Below are 18,882 nucleotides of genomic sequence, written 5' to 3'. Positions count from 1 at the left end.
CCAGCTTCCGGCATGAAGGGACAAGAGTAACCGAGGGTGACCGTCGAGGAGGGGCGCGGCCGGAGGGGCGGCTCGTTGGGTCAGTGCTGCGTCTTCGACGCCCAGACCGGAGCCCCTCCCGAGTAGATCACCAGGTTGCCGTCCTTCTGGAGGCGCAGGATCGCGCCGCGGTGGCCCTGGGTCCTGCTGGCCCAGACCGGTCGGCTGTCGGCGGTGTAGACGACCAGGTTGCCGTCCGCCTGGAAGACCGCCTGGTAGTTGTGGCCGAAGGTCATGGTGGCCCAGCGGGGCTTGTCGTTCTCGTCGTAGACGACGAGGTTGCCGTCGCGCTGCATCCGCAGCCTCGTCCTGTTCGCCTCGATGGATTCGCCGGCCCGCAGCACCCTGGTGGCCGTGACGGTGATGTCCGCCGGCCGGGACGGCTTCTTCACCGGTTTCGGGCTCGGTCCGGCGGTCTGCTTCGGCGCGGGCTTCTTCGTCGGGGACGGCGAGGGCTTCTTCGTCGGGGACTGCGAGGGCGGCACCGGGGCCACCACCGGGGCCTGCTTTCGCGCGGCCTCCTTCGGTGCCGGCGTCTTCCTCGGCTTCGCCGGCTTCGAGGGCGACGCGCTCGACGAGGCGTACGCCTGCGCCTCCTCCCTGGTCGGCTCCCCGCCGCCGAGGAGCGTGCCCGCCTGGTTGGCGACGGTGGTGTCGTGCCGCTCGGGCTCACCGTGGCGGCTCATGAGGAGGACCGGCACGGCGACCAGCGCGGCGCCCAGCAGCGCGGCGCCCGCCAGCAGCGGGCGGCTCGGGCGCCCCGCCGGGGCCGCCGCACCGGGCTCGGGGTCCTCCGGCGCGGAAGCCGCCAGCGCCTCGGCGACTCCCGGCTCCGCCGCCGCCTCGGGCGCGGAGGCGGCCGCCTCCGCTTCGGGCTCGGGGACGGATGCGGCGGTCTCCGCCTCGGGCTCGGAGGCCGAGGTCCCGTCGCCCTTGTCCGGCGCCTGCTCGTCCGGCGCCTGCTCGTCCGGCGCCTGCTCGTCCGGCGCCCGCGCCGGACGCGTACCGGCGCGGGCGCCCTCCGGAGCGGCAGCGGCGGTCCCGGGCGCCGCCTCCGGACCGGGGGGCGCCGAAGCCTCTTCCGTCGTCGCCGCTGCCGTACCGGTCCGGTCCGTCATCTGGCCCCATCCGTCCCGTAGTTCGTCGTACGTCCCCGTGAGCGCTCTCATTCACGCACACATGTGGGGGACGCGTCATATCTCTGGAATGAACAATGGGTCTCGGGGAAATCCCGGCCCGGGTACGGGTGTTGCAGATCATCCCGTAATGCGCGGTACGCCGCCCTCCGGGGTGGGATCGCAGGTGGGAGGAAGGCATGATGGGGCCGACCGCAACCCACGGGTGCCGATACAAGGAGGTCAGCGGAGTGCGCCAGGTACTGACGATCTGTCCGGAGGGCACCGGGGACGCCCGGACGATCGCAGAGGCCCTGGCCAGGGCGCGCGGAGGGGCGGTGCTCAGTGTGCGCCCGGGGACGTACGAGGAGAATCTCGTCGTCACCACCCGCGTGACCATCGTCGCCGAGCAGTCACGCGGCAGCGTCCGCCTGGCACCGCGCACCGGGACCGTGATCTCGCTGCGTGCCGACGCGCTGATGCTGACCGATCTGGTGGTGCAGGGCCAGGACGACGAGGCTCCCGTCGTGGACGCCTCGCACGGACAGGTCGCGATGCAGGGCTGTGACGTCTCCGGCGCGTCCTGGGCGACCGTCCTCGCCCGCAACTCCGGCTCGCTGGCCATGCGCGAGTGCCGGGTCTCCAGCCGGACCGGCGCAGGCGTCGTCGTCACCTCGGCCAGTGAGAGCTCGCTGGAGTCGTGCACCTTCGAGCACCTGGGCACCAGCGGCGTGGTGATCGGCGAGCGCGGCAGGGCGACGGTACGCGGGTGCACCGTGCGCGACGCACGCGGCAACGGTCTGCTGGCCAACGGCGACGCCCAGGTCTCCGTCGAGGACTGCGACCTCTCCTCGACCGACAAGCCCGCGCTGGCGCTGGAGGAGCGCAGCGCGGTCCGGGTGCTGCGGACCGTGATCCACGACACCGCGATCGGCGCGCACCTGACCAGCGCCGCCCGGGTCGAGCTGGACGACGTGCGGGTCAACGGCACCACCGGGCAGGGCATCATCGTCTCGCACGGGGCCGACCCGGTGCTGCGCCGCTGCCGCACCTCCCGCACGGCGGGCAACGGCCTCTTCGTCACCGACCGTTCGCGGGGCACGTACGAGGACTGCTGGCTGAGCGGCGCCCAGGCACCGGCGCTGCGTGTGGCGGGTTCCTCCTCACCCACCCTGACCTCACTGACCGTCCGGGACGGCGAGGCCGAGGCCGTGCTGCTGGAGGAGGACTCGGCGGCCGAGCTGGACCGTGTGGAGATCCTGGACGTCAGGGGCACCGGCGTGGTGGTCAGGGGCGGCGCCAACCCCCTGGTGCGCAGGGCCCGCATCACCGGCACGGGAAGCACCGGCGTCTCGGTGACCGACGGCGGGCGCGGCCGGGTGGAGGACTGCTCGGTGGAGTCGCCGGGCGGTGCCGGAGTGACGGTCGCCTCGGGCGGCAACGTCTATCTGGCAGGCCTGCGGGTGACCGGTCCCGGCGGCGCCGGTCTGGAGATCGGCGGCGAGGGCACGGCGGCGCTGCGCGACGGAGAGCTGGTGTCGGCCGGCGGCTGCGGCGTCGTCGTGGACAGCGGCGGCGAGCTGACGGCGACCCGGGTCCGGGCCGCCGCCGCCACCGACTACGGCTTCCTGGTCCGCGAGGGCGGCCGGGCCAACCTCAATGGCTGCGAGGCGGCCGGGAACGGCCGTGACGGCATCCGGGTCGAGACCGAGTCGCCGGTGTCGGTGGTCGGCTGCACCGTGCGCGAGAACAAGGGCGGCGGGCTCGTCCAGTCCCGGGCGAGTGGCCGGCTCGCGGTGGAGAACCTGAACAGCACCGGCAACGAGGCCCGGGACGCCTGGGGTTACGGCGAGGCCGAGGGCACCGATCCGGCGGGAACCGTGCCCGAGTCGGACGGTCCCGGGCGCCCGGACGGCCCCATGGCCGCGCTGGAGAACCTGATCGGTCTGGACAACGTCAAGGAACAGGTCCGCACGCTGGTCAACCTCACCCAGCTCGCCCGGCGCCGCGCCCAACTGGGCATGTCCGCGCCGCCGATGAGCCGGCACCTGGTCTTCGCGGGTCCGCCCGGCACCGGCAAGACGACGGTCGCGCGGCTCTACGGCACCATCCTGGCCGAGCTCGGGACGCTGCGGTCCGGGCACCTGGTCGAGGTCTCCCGAGCCGATCTGGTGGCGCAGGTCATCGGCGGTACCGCCATCAAGACCACGGAGACCTTCGAGCGGGCGCTGGGCGGCGTGCTCTTCATCGACGAGGCGTACGCGCTCACCTCCGACTCGCGCGGTTCGGGCGCCGACTTCGGCCGGGAGGCCGTGGACACCCTGCTGAAGCTGATGGAGGACCACCGCGACGACGTGGTGGTCGTGGTCGCCGGCTACTCCGGTGAGATGCGCGGCTTCCTCGGCTCCAACCCTGGTCTGGCGTCCCGGTTCTCGCGGACGGTGGAATTCGAGAACTACTCGGTCCCCGAACTGGTGGAGATCGTGGAGAGCATGTGCGGACGCCACCAGTACGTGCTGAACGACGAGACCCGCAAGGCGCTCGCGACGCACTTCGACCGCATACCGAAGGACTCCGGCTTCGGCAACGGCCGGGCGGCGCGGCAGGTCTTCGAGGAGATGGTGGACCGCCAGGCGGTACGGCTGGCCTCGCTGGCCCAGGTCACCGAGGAGGACCTCACCCTGCTGCTGCCGCAGGACATCAGCGAGGAGGCCGCCCGCCACTCCGAGGCCGGTCCGGACGGCGCCGACGCGGGGGACGACGCGCTCAGCCGCCTGGACGCCCTGGTCGGACTCTCCGCGGTCAAGCGGGACGTCACCGACCTGGTCAACCTGGTCTCGACGGCCCGGCAGCGGGAAGCCGCCGGGCTGCCGGTGCCGCGCCTCAGCCATCACCTGGTCTTCACGGGGCCACCCGGCACCGGCAAGACCACGGTGGCCCGGCTCTACGGCGAACTCCTCGTCTCCCTGGGCGTTCTGCCGCGCGGTCAGCTGGTCGAGGTGTCCCGCGCCGACGTGGTCGGGCGCTACGTGGGTCACACCGCGCAGCTCACCAAGGAGGTCTTCGAGCGGGCGCTGGGCGGGGTGCTCTTCATCGACGAGGCGTACGCGCTCACGCCGCGTGATGCGTCCGGCGCCGACTTCGGCCGGGAGGCCGTGGACACCCTGCTGAAGCTGATGGAGGACCACCGCGACCAGGTCGTCGTCATCGTCGCGGGTTACACCGGCGAGATGGAGGGATTCCTGGCCTCCAACCCCGGCCTGCACTCGCGGTTCTCGCGGAAGATCGAGTTCGCCGACTACTCGTCCGACGAGCTCGTCACCATCGTCCGCCAGCACGCCCTGCAGGCCGGGTACGAGTGCGGCACCGGGCTCGGCTCGGTGCTGCGGCACCACTTCGACGCCCTGCCGCGCGACCGGTCGTTCGGCAACGCGCGCACCGCGCGTCAGGTGCTGGAGCGGATGATGACCCGGCAGGCGGGGCGGCTGAGCCGAGTGGCCGCGCCCAGCCTGGACGATCTGCGGCTGCTGCTCCCGGAGGACCTCCCCGACCCGGTGCCGGCGTCCGCCTCCGGCGGGGCGGGGGCGTGACGACGGTGCGCGGGAGGAAGCTGCCCCGGGCCGCCGCCGGTGCGTCGGCGCTGCTGCTGACGGCCGCCCTGTGCGGCGCCGGTGCCGCGAGCGCCGCGGCGGCCGACGGGAACACGGTGGAGCTGCCGGTGCTCCGGTCGAGGCTGACGGGCACCACCGACTGTGCCGGGGGATCGGGGCGGCAGGCCACCGCCGTGCCCTGGGAGCAGGTCAGCCTCCAGCTCGGGCGGGCCTGGCAGTTCGCCTCCGGCTCCGGGGTCAAGGTCGGCGTGGTCGACACCGGTGTCTCGGCCTCCGCGCCCGCGCTGAAGGGCCGGGTGACGGCGGTCGGCGCGGCCGGAAAGGACTGCGTCGGGCACGGCACCTTCGTGGCCGGGCTGATCGCCGCGCAATCGGACCAGGGCGTGAAGTTCGCGGGCGTCGCCAGGCGGTCGGCCATCGTCGCGGTACGCGGGACCGACGAGCGGGGCGCGGCCACCCCCGGCCGGGTCGCCTCGGGCATCGAGGCAGCCGTCGGGGCCGGTGCCGAGGTGGTGACCGTGTCGGCGGCCTTCCCGAGCGACACGGCCGCCCTGAGGTCCGCCGTACGGCTGGCCGCGAAGAAGGACGTGCTGCTGGTCGCAGCCGCCGTGCCCGACTCTCCGGCCGCAGGGGTGGGCCAGGAGGTTCCGGCCCGGGACTACTACCCGGCCGCCAGTGACGGTGTGCTGTCCGTGATCGACGTGGACGTCAAGGGTCAGCGGCCGTCCGGCTCGTACACCACCGGGAGCGCCCAGCTCGCGGCGCCCGGTGACGGGGTGGTCGGAATCGGTCCGGCGAAGAGCGGCCACTACATCGGTTCGGGGGCCTCCCTGGCCTCCGGGTACGTGGCGGGGGCGGCCGCGCTGGTGCGATCGGTGCACCCGGAGCTGACGGCTGCGCAGACCGCCGCTCTGCTGCGCTCCTCGGCCTACCCGGACGCCGTACCGCGGGTCGACCCGTACGCCGCCGTCACCGCGGTCCTCTCCTCCGCCTCCACCGCCGCGAAGGCGTCGGGACCGGCCGCGGCCGGGGAATCCGCCGCCCCCGTACGGATGCCGGAGGACAGGGCCGCCGGACCGCTGCGCCGCGCCCTGTGGCCGACGCTGGCCGGTGTGGCCGTTGTGGTCACGGTCGTCTGGCTCGCCGTGATCATCCCCCGGGGCCGCCGCACGGGCTGGCGCCCGTCCGCCCGGCGCCCCTGAGCGAGACGCCCCCCGTCCCCCGCCGGGGCGCGGGGTGGTTCCGGGGCCGGCGGGGGCCGGCTACTCCTCCTCCGTCCCCGCCGCCAGCGCCGTCTGGATCAGCACCGGCTTGCGCCGCACGATGTGCAGCGCGCGTCCCGGCGGCAGCACCCGCGGCTTCACGCTCCCGAAGACGTACCCCTCGGACGGCGGTGTCGACATCAGGACGCCCGGGGTGTTGACCTCGTCCAGGCGTCGCAGCAGCTGGTCGTTGAGGCCGCGCCCGGCGCCGGTGGCGGACCGCACGACGACGATGTGCAGGCCCAGTTCGTGGCCGAGCGCGAGGTGGTCGAAGAGCGGGGCGAACGGGTGGTCCATCACGGTGCCGCCGCCGACCATGTCGTAGTCGTCCACGAGGACGAACAGGCGGGGGCCGGTCCACCAGTCGGCGCTGCGCATCCGGGCCGGTGTGATCTCCTGGCCGGGCAGCCGGGTCCGCAACGCCTTCGCGGAACCGCCGACGAGCTGTTTGAGGGCGTCGACGGAGACGGCGTGCCCGAGCCGGTACTCCTCGGGCACCGCCTCCACCAGGTCACGGCGGTAGTCGACCACGAGGATGCGGGCCTCGGTCGGCGCGTAGCGGGCGACGATCGCGTCCGCCACCACCCGCAGCAGGTTGGTCTTGCCGCTCTCGGTGTCGCCGACGGCGACGAGGTGCGGGGTGCGGGAGAAGTCGTGCCAGACGGTGTCCAGCGTCTCCTCGTCCTGGCCGAGGGGCAGTCTGAGGCTCTGTCCCTGGCCGAGCTCCGGCGCGGGCAGCTCCGAGGCCGGCAGCCGGTGCGGCAGCATCCGCACCTGCGGTGCGCGCGGCCCGTGCCAGGCGGCGGCGACACGCTCGACCAGGTCGCTGACGCCCTCGCTCAGCGTCTCCGGATCGCTGGAGCCGTCACCGCGGGGCAGCGCGGAGAGGAAGTGCAGCTTGGAGTCGACGGTGAGCCCCCGGCCGGGCGTACGGGGCACTCCGGCGGCCTTGCGGATGTCGACCACGGAGTCCATCGTGTCGCCGAGCCGGAGTTCCAGGCGGGTCGCGGCCTGGTCGCGCACCGGGGCGGTCAGCTCCAGCCAGCGCGAGGTCGCGACGATCAGGTGGATGCCGTAGTTGAGGCCGCCGGTGGCGATCTGGTTGAACGTCGGAATGAACTGGTCGAAGTTCTGCCGGACCGTGGACCAGCCGTCGATCACCAGGAAGATGTCGCCGTGCGGCTCGTCGGGGAACTCCCCGGCGGCGCGGCGGCGCCGGTAGGTGGCCATGGAGTCGATGCCGTGTTCCAGGAAGAACTGCTCGCGACGGGTGAGCACGGCGGTGACCTCGGCCACGGTCCGGCCGATCCGGTCCGCGTCGAGGCGGGCGGCGACGCCGGCGACGTGCGGCAGGCCGGTGAGCTGGGAGAGGGTGCCGCCGCCGAAGTCGAGGCAGTAGAACTGCACTTCGCGCGGGGTGTGGGTGAGCGCGAGCCCCATGATGAGACTGCGCAGCACGGTCGACTTGCCGCTCTGCGAGCCGCCCGCGACGGCGACGTGGCCGCCGGCTGCCGCGAGGTCCACGACGAGGGGGTCGCGGCGCTGGTCGAAGGGCTTGTCGACGAGCCCGACGGGGACCCGCAGCTTGCCGGTGCCGTTCCACCGCGGCGCGGTCAGGCCGCGCTCCGGGTCGACGGTCAGCCCGTGCAGCAGGACGTCGAGCGGGGACGGGGCGTCCAGCGGCGGCAGCCACACGCGATGGGCGGGCGGCCCGGCGTCGCGCAGCCGGTCCAGGGCGACCGCCAGCAGGCTGGAGCTGTCGTCCGCCTCCTCCGCCTCCGGTTCGAGGGCGGCCGGAGCGGGAGCGCGGGGCACCACGTACCCGGCGGACCAGGGCACGACCTGACTGGCGACGCGGGCCTGGGCGACGGCGCCGCCGCGACGGCGGTAGGGGCCGGAGACGTAGGCGGCACGGAACCGGGTCAGCGCCTCGACACCGCTCTTCAGGAATCCGCTGCCCGGCTGCGAGGGCAGTTCGTAGGCGTCGGGGACGCCGAGGACGCCGCGCGACTCCATGGCGGAGAAGGTGCGCAGCCCGATCCGGTAGGACAGGTGTGACTCCAGCTGGTGCATGCGGCCCTCGTCCAGGCGCTGCGAGGCGAGCAGCAGGTGCACGCCCAGGGACCTGCCCAGGCGGCCGATCATCACGAACAGCTCCATGAACTCCCGGTGGGCGGCGAGCAGTTCGCTGAACTCGTCGACGACGACGAACAGACTGGGCAGCGGGGCGAGGTCGGCGCCGCCGGCGCGCGCCCGCTCGTACTCCAGCGCGGAGGTGTAGTTGCCGGCCGAGCGGAGCAGTTCCTGACGGCGCAGCAGTTCGCCGTGAAGGGCGTCCTGCATGCGCTCGACCAGCGCGGCCTCGTCGGCGAGGTTGGTGATCACGGCGCTGGTGTGCGGGAGTTCGTCCAGGCCGAGGAAGGTGGCGCCGCCCTTGAAGTCGACCAGGACGAAGTTGAGCGTCTCGGAGGAGTTGGTGAGGGCGAGGCCGAGGACGAGGGTGCGCAGCAGTTCGGACTTGCCGGAGCCGGTGGCGCCGATGAGCATGCCGTGCGGGCCCATGCCTCCCTGTGCGGACTCCTTGATGTCCAGCTCAACCGGGCGGCCGTCCGCACCGACGGCGACCGGCACCCGCAGCCGCGCGGAGCCGTTGTGGCGCCGCCACAGGGAGTCGGGGTCGAGGCGGTGCAGGTCGGGGATGCCGAGCAGGGTGGTGAGCTCCATGTCGGCGGAGAGCGGCTCGACCGCGTCGGCGGTGAGGCTCATCCGGTAGGGGGATATCAGCCGGGCCAGGGTCTCGGCGGCGACCGGGCCGACGTGGTCGGGGCGGCCGAGGACGGTCGTCTGCTCCTTGCGGGTGCGGTCGGTGCGCACCAGGGCGACGGCCTCGGGGGTGACGTCGAGGCGGAGGGTGGTGCGGCCGGGACGCCAGGTGAGCGTGGAGGAGAGGTCGAGGATGACGGCGTTGCGGTAGCCGGGGCCGTCGAAGCGGTGGCCGGCCGGAACGGTGGCCCCGTCCACGACGACCACGACGAGCGGCTCGTCGCGGCCGGGCACGGCGTCGGGATCGAAGGCGGGCCGCTCGGAGAACTCGCTGCCGAGCTGGTTCTCCAGGTCGGTGAAGGCGGAGGCGACCATGCGCAGCGGTCCGGCGCCGTCGGTCTCCTGGGGGTGCTGGTTGTGCGGGAGCCACTTCACCCACTCCCACTCGGCGCGGTGCTCGTCGTCGGCGCAGACCGCGATCCACACCTCCTCCGGCGGGTGGAAGACCGCGAGCTGGCTCAGCGCGGCCCGCAGCATGCCCCGCGCGGCGTCCTGGTCTCCGCGCAGCAGCACCCGGGACCAGGAGCGCAGGTAGAGCGCGATGGGCTGGCCGGGCACGGTGCTGTAGGCGCGGATGAAGCGGCGCAGGGCGTGCGCGCACAGCGGTTCGAGGTCCTCGACGGGTTTGGTGGAGACGGGGTTGAGCCGCAGGGCCAGTTGCTGGTCGCCCACGGCGATGCGCAGCTCGGCGAAGTCGACGTCCTTGGTGCGGCGTTCCCACAGCCGGGTGGTACGCACCATGGAGCGCAGCACGGTGGGCTCGGGGTGGCGCCAGGCGAGGGCGAGTTGCTGCTCGACCACGGTGCGCTGCACGGTGCGCCGGCTCTGCGCCAGGTAGCGCAGGTAGTCGCGGCGTTCGCCCCGCAGCCGCTGCTTGCGGTCGCCCGCCTTGCGCATGACCTGACCGACCATCATGGCGGCGGCGGCGAGCACCATCATGCCGAGCGCGATGTACATGAAGATGCCGGATCCCTGGCCGCCCATGCGCAGGAACATCAGCATCATCGAGACCGACATCATGGCCATCGGGAGGTACGTCCACACCGCGGACGTGTCCGGCACGGTCTCCATCAGGGTCGGCGGTTCCTGCAGGGTCAGCTCGCCGCTCGGCATGTCGGGTCCGCGGCGACGGGCCGGACGACGGAACAGGACCACGCTCAACGCTGGGGCTCCTTAGTGGTCTTCGCGCACGCGGCGGTACGTGGGGGGAGGCTCACGGTCCGGGTCCCGACGCATGCGGGCGCGCTACGGGCAGGCCGTACGGGCCGCGGAGCCCTGGGACGCAGGGCCGGTATGTGTGCCGTGCACGTTGCCGGGGCTCCCGTTACGACGGCCTCCGGGAGTGACAGTAGTGTGCACCCCGTCAACTCCGTAAGTCCACGTCACCCCCTCCCTCCGCACGCTCCCCACTGTTCGACTGCCGTCCCTCTCATTCGCGCCACCTCACCCTCAGTGGCCTGCAACACCGCACGCCACGCACTCCGTTACGACGCTCAGGAGACGTGAGCCCCGGTATGACCGACACCTCCGTGGCCGACCTGTGCCACCTGACCGTGCGCGCCCCGGGCCGCACCATCGACCTCTCCGTGCCCTCCGACGTGCCGGTGGCCGACCTGCTGCCGACGGTGCTGCGGTACGCGGGCGAGGACATCGAGGAGACCGGCCTCGAACACGACGGCTGGATACTCCAGCGCCTCGGCGGGCGGCCGCTGGACGAGGAGGCGACGCTGGCGACCCTGGGGTTGACCGACGGCGACGTCCTGCATCTGCGGCCGCGCACCGAAGCGCTGCCCGAAGTGCGCCTCGACGACCTGGTCGACGGGATCGCCTCGGTCACTCGGGACCGGCTGCACGACTGGAGCGAGCAAGCGGCGCGGCACCTGCTGCGCGCCCTGGTCGCGGTGGCGGTGCTGGCCGGTCTGACGCTGCTGGCGTGGCCGGGTACGTCGGTGTCGCTGCGGGCGGGCGCGGCCGTCGTCGCCGGAGTGCTGCTGCTGGCGGGCGCGGCCTCGGCGAGCCGGGCGGTGGACGACGGCGCGACCGGGGCGGTCCTCGGTCTGCTGGCGGCGCCGGCGCTGGCACTGGCGGGCTGGCTGGTGCCGGGCGGCGAGCTGAGCGGCCCACAGGCCCACCAGGTGCTGGGCGCCCGGCTGTTGGGCGCGGCGGCGGCCTGGGCGGGCGGGGCGGTGCTCGCGCTGGCGGCCACCGCGGTGCGCACGCCGGTCTTCCTGGCTTCCGCGCTGACGGCGTTCGCCACGGCGGTGGGCGGTGCGGTGATGACCCTCTTCGGCCTGCGGGCGGCCGCCGCGGCGGGCGTGGTGGCGATGCTGACGGTGCTGCTCGGCGGTCTGGTGCCGGCGCTGTCGTTCCGGTTCGCGGGGATGCGGATGCCGGCGCTGCCGACCAACGCCCAGCAGCTCCAGGAGGGCATCGACCCCTACCGCGGCAACGATGTCGCGGTCCGCACCGAGCTGGCCGGCGAGTGGATGACGGCGCTGTACGGGGCGACGGGTGTGCTGGCGTCGGCCTGCCTGGTGGCGCTCGCGCACCGGCCCACGCTGCCCGCGCTGCTGTGCGCGCTGGCGCTGTCGCTGCTGCTGCTCCTGCACGGCCGGGGCCTGGTGAACACCACGCAGCGGCTGGTGCTGGTGCTGCCCGGCGCGTGGGGTCTGCTTCTGCTGGCGTTCGGCTGGGGCCTGGAGCTGACCGGTGTGGAACGGGTGCTCCTGGTGGTGGGTCTGCTGGTGGTCGCGACGGTGCTGACGATCGCGGTGTGGACGGTGCCGGGCCGCCGTCTGGTGCCGTACTGGGGCCGGGCCGCGGAGCTGCTGCACACCCTTCTGGCGGTCTCCCTGCTGCCGCTCACGCTCTGGCTGCTGGGCGTCTTCGGCGCCCTGCGCGGCTGGAACGGATGACGGACCGGCCGGGCACCGCGACGACGACGAACCACTGAGAGCAGGAGAAGACCGTGCGGTCCAAGCGCGACCAGGTGCAAGCGCACACGTTCATGATGGGGCGGCTGACCTCGGGCATGCTGCTGGCCGACCCCGACGCTCCGGAGAGCCCGCTGGGACGCACCACCCGCGGTGCGCTGATCGGCATCATCGTCGCCATCCTGATCTCGGCCGGCGCCTTCGTCTACGGGCTGCTCCGGCCGGGCGGCAACGACGCCTGGCGCGGCGGCGACACCCTCATCGTCAACAAGGACACCGGCGCCCGCTACCTGTACGCGGACGGCCGGCTGCGTCCGGTGCGCAACTACGCGTCGGCGCTGCTGATCGGCGGCGCGGACCTGGACACGACCGCGGTGGGCACGAAATCGCTGAAGGGCACCCCGGTGGGCACACCGGTCGGCATCACCGGCGCCCCCGACGGCGTGCCGGGCTCGGGTGACCTGGAGACGTCGGCGTGGGAGGTGTGCTCGACGGGTGCGGGTGAGGAGACGACGCTGGTGCCGGGTGCGCCGGTGGAGTCACGGCCGGTCGGCGCGGGTTCGGCGCTGGTGGTACGGGGGCCGGACGACCGCACGTACCTGATGTGGCAGGGCAGCCGGCTGGAGCTGGACCGGACCTCGGGCGCCGCCGAGTCGCTGGGTTACGGCGCGGTGACGCCCCGTCCGGTGTCGGCGGCGTTCCTGGACGCCCTGGTCAGCGGCCCGAAGCTGGCCACGCTGAAGGTCGCGGAACGGGGCGCGCCGGGCCCGGCGCTGGCTGGCGGGAAGTCCCGGGTCGGACAGGTGTTCCGGATGACGGCGGGCTCCGTGAGCCAGGACTACGTGCTCCAGAAGGACGGCCTGCACGCGGTGACGGCCACTCAGGCGGCGCTGCTGCTGGGCGATCCGGACACCCGTAGGAAGGCGTACGGCGGCGCGTCCCCGGAAGCCGTCGCGATCGGCGTCTCCGATCTGCGCTCCCACCAGGCCCCGGGTACGGCGGGCACCGACCCGTCGATGGCCGGGCTGCCGGACAGCCCGCCGGCGGCGCTGCGGCTGGCCACCGGACAGGCGGCGTGCACGCGGGTCGATCCGGACAGCGGCGCGGTACGCGTGTCGTCGGTACGGATCGACGAGGCGGCGCTGTCGCCGTACGCCGCGGCCGACTCCACCGCGCTGGTCCCGGCCTGTGTGGCGGTGGACCACGTGGTGACGCGCCCGGGGCACGGCACGCTGGTCCGGGTGCTGGGCGCGGCGGGCGCGACGGTCGGCAGCACCACGTTCCTGGTGGGCGACGACGGGGTCAAGTACCGCGTCGCGGACGCGGAGGCGCTGGGCGCCCTCGGGTACTCCGACGGCGATGCGGTGAAGGTGCCGTCGACGCTGCTGTCGCTGCTGCCCACCGGCCCGGACCTGAGCACGGAGGCCGCGGCGCGGTCCGACCCGGCCACTGATACGAAGAAGGCCGCGCCCGGTCCCGCGCCGCAGTGCCGGACCGGAGACGTCGTCCCGGGACCGTGATCCTTTCCGGCGCCGGGGGAGGTTTCCCGCCGGTTGATGCCCCGGAAGGAGATCGAGCGTGAACCTCAGATCTACCTCAGCTTGTTGTCTTCTCAACTTGCCTCACTTTAGGCTCAAGTTGCTCGTACCAAGATCCGACTCACGAAAGGTGGGACGATGGCGGGAGACGGCCAGCAGTCAAGCGAGTCATCAACCCGGAACGGCATCCAGGCCCTCGAAACGGCCTTCAGCGGGATCATGAAGATCCGCCAGGACGTCGACGGCACCAAGTCCGCCCTGGGCTCCGGCTACCAGGGCAGCGACGGCGGCCAGTACGGCCAGCTCCTCGCTCAGTGGGACGGCCAGTGCAACGTCATCCTCAAGAACCTTGAGGACGTCATCGACCGGCTGAACCAGAGCCTCGTCGAGCACAACAAGACCCAGGGTTCCTCGAACGACGCGATCAACCAGGCGTACAACGCCTCCCAGTCGGCCTTCGACCAGCTGGCCGGCTGACCCGGACGCCTCATCGGCACCAGGGCCTCCCGGTGACCTACCGGACAGGCCGCCCCCCTCAACACCGTGTGAAAGAGGCAGACCGTGGCAGACAACCTGAGCGACGGTTTCATTTACGTCAGCTACAACCACATGTCGAACGCGGCAGACGACATGGTGATGCAGACCAAGGCGATCGCCCAGACGCTGTCCAACCTTGAGGCAGAGCTCAGCGAGCTGTCCAAGACCTGGTACGGCAACGACGGCGACACGTACCGCCAGAAGCAGGCCGCCTGGGACGGTGCGGTGCAGAACATGGAGACGCTGCTCACCTCGCACGCGCAGCTCCTGAGCGACATCTCCGGCAACTACAAGTACAGCGAGAATTCGCTCAGCCAGATGTGGTCCGAAGTGACCATCGGCCGCTGAGCAGGCGTCCCGACCGCGCCGACCGGTCCGCCCTCGGTCGGCGCGGTAGAGCCGTCTCCCCGTACCGTCGCCGTGCCGCACGCAGGTCCGGCGCGTCCCGCCACCGGAGGCACCCATGGCAGACCTGACCCATCTGGACTCGACGGCGCTCAAGAACTTCAAGAACAACGATGTCGGGGACTTCATCACCGATCTGCTCAACATCCGCAAGGACAACGCGGGTGTCCGCTCCCTGAAGAACCTGGTCGCGGAGACCGGTGCGGGCTCGGCGTCGGGCGACGCCAAGATGCTGCGCATCGGCCTGATGGGCGGTGGCGACAGCGAGGACCCGACCGGCGGCTCGGCACTGATCGAGGCGCTGAAGACGCAGGGCGGCGCGCTGGACGGCATCTTCAAGAGCCAGAAGGTCCTCTTCGACGACATCGAGTCCGCTCTCGAAGAAACCATCACCACGCTGCTGAAGACACAGGGCGACAGCCTGACCTCGATCGACGGCGAGAAGCTGATGGACATCTTCGACACGGTCGACGACGACATGAGCGGCACCGGCTCCGACAGCTGACGCCGGGCGCGTCCTCCTCTCCCCCACCCCCCTCAGCCCCAGCAGCGGAGTCCGTGCCATGGCCGACGACGGCAAAAGTACTTCCGGAACGCCCACCTACGACCCGGACGACTATTACGGCCAGGCGATCACCAACTTCACCGGCTACACCATCCCGGCCCGCTCCAGCCTGTTCAACTCCCTGAGCAGCGACAGCGGCGACGACTTCTCCGACCTCAAGCTGTTCCGGATGGAGATCTCCGGGCAGACCATGCGTGCGGTGTCCACGGAGGACTACACGGCGCTCAGCGGCTTCCAGAAGAGCAAGGGCGAGGACTACGACCTGGCCTTCTACGACGCGGGCGGGGACGGCGCGCACAACAGCGTGAGCCTGAAGAAGGCGCGGATCGTGATGATCGGCGTGGGCGTGGGCGACGACGGCCGCGCCGACCTGTGGGGGGACGGGGCGGTCTCCGGCGGTGGTGAGTTCGAGGGCTCGTACTCGCACGTCCAGTGGGACTCCGGCCCGATGGCGCAGTACATCTCCGGCAGCAAGCTGGCTCTGGACGAGCTGCTGAACAATCACACCACCAAGGGCTGGAGCTTCAGCAACCTGTCGGTCCTCGATGGCAACGCTGTCGAGTTCAAGTCCTTCGAGGAGACGGGTCAGTCCTTCGACCGGGCGATGCAGTTCTTCAAGGACCACTCGGACGTCGTCAACGGGTGGATGAAGTCGCTCGGCGAGGACCAGGCAGCGTGGAAGGGCAAGGCGGCCAGCCTCTTCTGGCACCTGCTCAAGGAGCTGAAGACCAACTACGACGGTTACGTGTCCCAGTTGGGCGGCCGTGACTACAAGCCGAAGAACACCACGGTGGGCGGCTATGTCCCCAAGTCGAAGCTGAGCGACGCCCTGGCCGCCGCGCAGACCGCGCTCAAGGACGCGGTCACCGATCTCCAGACGGCGTGGAACAACTGGGCCAAGGACGGCCAGCACGACCCGCACAGGCACCTGGTGAAAGTACTGGACGACGTGTCCGCCTTCGTCCTCAAGGACAACATCCAGCACGTGAACGTGAAGACCCAGTACTACGGCGGTTACGGCGGTGGCGGCTCGTACAAGACCTACTCGACCACGGCCGAGTTCAAGCAGACCTCCGAGTACGGCGACCTCACCCAGCACACCACCTGGAAGAAGATCGCCGACGCCGCCGTCAAGAGCTGGTCGGACCATGCCGACTCGATGCTGAAGCAGCCGGCCATCGACGCCCTCAGCAACGTGAAGTCCGCCTGGGCCGATGTGACGGACGCCTTCGACCAGGAGGTGACCGACAAGAACTCCGAGACGCTGGCCGAGGTCCTCGCGAAGGAGGAGGCCGACATCGCGGAGGACGAGGCCAATGCGAACAACGACAAGCTGAACAAGTACCTCGACGGCCTCAACGACAACATCAACACGATCGGTGACGGTCTCAACGACCTCAACGACGGACTGAACGACAGCCTCAACAACCTGGGTGACGGGTTCAAGGACCTCAATGACGGGCTCAACGACGGGCTCAACGGCCTCGGCGACGGGTTCAAGGATCTCAACGACGGGCTCAACGACAATCTGAACGGGCTGAACGACGGCCTCCACAACAGCCTCAACGGCATCAACGACGGCCTCAACGAGAGCCTGAACGGGCTCGGTGACGGGCTCAACGGCCTCGGCGACGGCGTCAACAACCTCGGCGACGGCCTCAACAACAACTTCAGCACGCTCAACGACGGGCTGAACAACAGCCTGGGTGACGGCCTGGGCCCGAACGGCGACCCGGACTCCCCGCTCGGCGGGCCGGACCCGTCCGCGCTGGTGCCTCCGATCACCTCGCTACTGAACAACGGCCTGAACGACGGCCTGAACAACCGGGACGGGAAGGGGGGTTCCTCCCTGCTGAACTCCCCCACCGGGGGCAATACCCAGCTCAACGACGACGGCACGCTGACCACGAAGTTTCCCGACGGCTCCACGCAGATCATCGATCCGCGCACCGGTCTGGTCACCAGCACATCGCCGGACGGGGTGACGTCGACCTCGCAGCTCAACCCGGGCACGAGCCTGCTCAACCCGGACGGATCGACCACCACGCTCAACGACGACGGCACGCTCACCACCACCTTCCCGGACGGTTCGAGCCAGACCCTCGACCCGAGGACGGGCCAGGTGGAGACCCTCAACCCGGACGGCAGCCTGTCCGAGTCGACGCTCGACCCGACCGACGGAGCCTTCACCAACCCGGGCGGCTCCACGTCCCAGCTCAACGACGACGGCACACTGACGACGGAGTTCCCGGACGGTTCGACGGAGGTCCTGAACCCGGACACCGGGCAGGTGACCGTCACCGACCCCTCGGGCCACGTCACCACCCACCAGCTGGACCCCGGCGAATCGTTCACCAACCCGGACGGGTCCACCACCACCCTGAACGACGACGGCACACTCACCACGAAGTTCCCGGACGGCTCCCAGCAGGTCCTCGACCCGGAGACGGGCCGGCTGACCACCACCGACGCCGCCGGGCACACCACCACGACCGACCTGAACGGTGACGGCCCGTCGTCGCTCAACACCCGTGGCCCGGAACTCGACAGCCTCAACCACAACGGTCCGGACACCGACGGGCTCAGCACCCAGGACCTCAACGGCCCGCACACCTCGTCGCCGCTCACCCACTCGGCCGGCCTGAACACCCACGGACCGGGCGGCTCGCTGAACGTGCCCGGCGGCCCGGACTCCGGCCTCGACGACTACTACGACGACTACGACAGCACCCCGTACGGCGGCGGCCCCCTGGGGTCGATCACCCCCGCCGCCGCCGCGCTCGTCGGCAACCCGGCGGCGCAGCCCGCGAACGGCACCCCGCTCAACCCGATGGGCATGGGGGGCGGCGGCATGCCCGGCATGGCCGGCGCGGGCGGCGGCGGCCAGGGCACCAGCGAACGCACCCGGGCCGTCCTCACCGACCCGGTCGGCGGTGCCCGGGGCGGGCGCGTCGGACGGCCCGCGGGAGTCGACGAGGACGAGGAGATCGTGTACACCCGGCCGACCACCTCCAGTTCCCCGTACCCGGTGGGCGGGCCCGGCGCCGCCGGCCAGGGCGGCACGTCCACGGAGAGCGGCGACCGCGCCCGCGAGGCGTGGCTGGCCGAGGACGACGACGTGTGGGGCACCGACGACGGCGGCGCCCCGGCGGTCATCGGCCGCTGAGGACGCGGACCGGGCCACGGAAGAGAGAACGGGAGAGGGAGTGCGCGGTGAACAGTGAGTCGATCGAACAGCGGCTCGCCAAGGCGATGGCGGAACTGGAGGAGACCGAGGCCGCCGTGGCGCGCGCCGAGAGCGAACTGGCGCACGCCGAGGCGACGGTGCGCTCCGCGGACCGCTCGGTCGAGGTGACCGTCTCCGCCCAGGGCGACCTGACCGCACTGACCTTCCTGGACGACAAGTATCGTACGATGCCCGCAGGTCAGCTCGCTGCGAGCGTGCTGGAGGCGGCGCAGGAGGCGCGAGCCCGGATGGCCCGGCGGGTGATGTCCACCTTCGAGCCCTTCACCCACGCGCACGCGGAAGCGCCCGAACTCACCGGCTTCGACGTGGACTGGAACAGGATCTTCGGGCCCGGCGTGCTGGAGGGCCCGAAGGGCGACCGCCGCCGCGGCTCCGGCCGGCTCCGTGACGAGATCAGCGAAGACCCGGAGGACTGAGGAGACGATGACGGAGAACGCGTACTACGCCAACTTCCCCGGCCTGACCGGCGGTACCCGGCAGCTCCAGGCGATCAGCGACTACGCCGTCGACATGTTCGACGAGTTCTTCCACGACGTGTCGGCGACCAGCGACTGGCCCGGCAAGGACGACAGTTACGCCAAGACGATGGTCCCGCAGGAGAAGAAGCAGCGGGAGGGTGCGGTGAGCACCGGCAAGGCCCTGACCGAGGCCATCGTCGGCGTGGGCGACGGCACGCTCGCCAACCTGAAGAGCGTCCTGACCACGCTGGGCGGCAACCTCGACGCGATCCACGAGTCCCACATCGACAACACCAACGTCTCCGGCGGCGCGCACGGCGGCGGCAGGCACTGACGGACCGGACCGCGC

Annotated in this window: 12 protein-coding genes; 10 read left to right on the top strand and 2 right to left on the bottom strand. The window is 71.8% G+C overall.

Going from position 1 to position 18,882, the window contains the following annotated elements; genetic code table 11:
- Positions 1-80: 80 nt before the first annotated feature.
- Entirely contained in the window at positions 81-1,208 is a 1,128-nt protein-coding gene (locus tag ACFZAT_RS22405) for a hypothetical protein (protein WP_391266209.1), read from the bottom strand.
- A 197-nt stretch (positions 1,209-1,405) separates the two neighbouring features.
- Here ACFZAT_RS22405 and ACFZAT_RS22400 point away from each other — a divergent pair, with 197 nt between their 5' ends.
- Both ACFZAT_RS22400 and ACFZAT_RS22395 read left to right on the top strand, forming a co-directional pair.
- Positions 1,406-4,744: a right-handed parallel beta-helix repeat-containing protein gene (locus tag ACFZAT_RS22400; RefSeq protein ID WP_391266208.1), complete on the top strand. Its 3,339-nt coding sequence runs from the start codon at positions 1,406-1,408 to the stop codon at positions 4,742-4,744.
- A complete protein-coding gene (locus ACFZAT_RS22395) occupies positions 4,741-5,967 on the top strand; it encodes a S8 family serine peptidase (protein ID WP_391266207.1) in 1,227 nt (408 codons plus the stop codon). The genes ACFZAT_RS22400 and ACFZAT_RS22395 overlap by 4 nt, the downstream gene beginning before the upstream one ends.
- 60 nt (positions 5,968-6,027) lie before the next feature.
- Here ACFZAT_RS22395 and eccCa read toward each other — a convergent pair whose 3' ends face one another.
- Positions 6,028-9,963 (bottom strand): type VII secretion protein EccCa, encoded by a 3,936-nt coding sequence (gene eccCa, locus ACFZAT_RS22390; protein WP_391266612.1) that lies wholly within the window; start codon positions 9,961-9,963, stop codon positions 6,028-6,030.
- Between the two features lie 401 nt (positions 9,964-10,364).
- On the opposite strand from eccCa, the gene eccD reads away from it, so the two are divergent.
- The 8 genes from eccD to ACFZAT_RS22350 all read left to right on the top strand — a co-directional run bounded on the left by eccD (position 10,365) and on the right by ACFZAT_RS22350 (position 18,867).
- Positions 10,365-11,765 carry a type VII secretion integral membrane protein EccD gene (eccD, locus tag ACFZAT_RS22385; RefSeq protein ID WP_391266206.1) on the top strand — a complete coding sequence of 467 codons (1,401 nt, stop codon included), beginning with the start codon at positions 10,365-10,367 and terminating at the stop codon, positions 11,763-11,765.
- 53 nt (positions 11,766-11,818) lie between these two features.
- Positions 11,819-13,303, top strand: a complete 1,485-nt coding sequence (eccB, locus tag ACFZAT_RS22380; protein ID WP_391266205.1) for a type VII secretion protein EccB — start codon at positions 11,819-11,821, stop codon at positions 13,301-13,303.
- Between the two features lie 156 nt (positions 13,304-13,459).
- A complete protein-coding gene (locus ACFZAT_RS22375; protein WP_391266200.1) occupies positions 13,460-13,798 on the top strand; it encodes a hypothetical protein in 339 nt (112 codons plus the stop codon).
- An 84-nt stretch (positions 13,799-13,882) separates the two neighbouring features.
- Positions 13,883-14,206: a WXG100 family type VII secretion target gene (locus tag ACFZAT_RS22370; protein WP_018105149.1), complete on the top strand. Its 324-nt coding sequence runs from the start codon at positions 13,883-13,885 to the stop codon at positions 14,204-14,206.
- Positions 14,207-14,321: 115 nt separating this feature from the next.
- Positions 14,322-14,768 carry a type VII secretion system-associated protein gene (locus ACFZAT_RS22365; protein ID WP_361344018.1) on the top strand — a complete coding sequence of 149 codons (447 nt, stop codon included), beginning with the start codon at positions 14,322-14,324 and terminating at the stop codon, positions 14,766-14,768.
- Positions 14,769-14,826: 58 nt separating this feature from the next.
- The gene (locus tag ACFZAT_RS22360) at positions 14,827-17,994 is read left to right on the top strand and encodes an AAWKG family protein (protein ID WP_391266198.1); all 3,168 of its coding nucleotides are present in this window, start codon (positions 14,827-14,829) and stop codon (positions 17,992-17,994) included.
- A 47-nt stretch (positions 17,995-18,041) separates the two neighbouring features.
- Positions 18,042-18,491: a YbaB/EbfC family nucleoid-associated protein gene (locus ACFZAT_RS22355; protein WP_391266197.1), complete on the top strand. Its 450-nt coding sequence runs from the start codon at positions 18,042-18,044 to the stop codon at positions 18,489-18,491.
- Positions 18,492-18,498: 7 nt separating this feature from the next.
- The gene (locus ACFZAT_RS22350; RefSeq protein WP_391266196.1) at positions 18,499-18,867 is read left to right on the top strand and encodes a hypothetical protein; all 369 of its coding nucleotides are present in this window, start codon (positions 18,499-18,501) and stop codon (positions 18,865-18,867) included.
- Positions 18,868-18,882: the final 15 nt, after the last annotated feature.

The organism is Streptomyces sp. NPDC008163 (assembly GCF_042956885.1).
Taxonomy (GTDB): Bacteria; Actinomycetota; Actinomycetes; order Streptomycetales; family Streptomycetaceae; genus Streptomyces; species Streptomyces drozdowiczii_A.
This window is presented reverse-complemented; position numbering and strand designations above follow the sequence as displayed.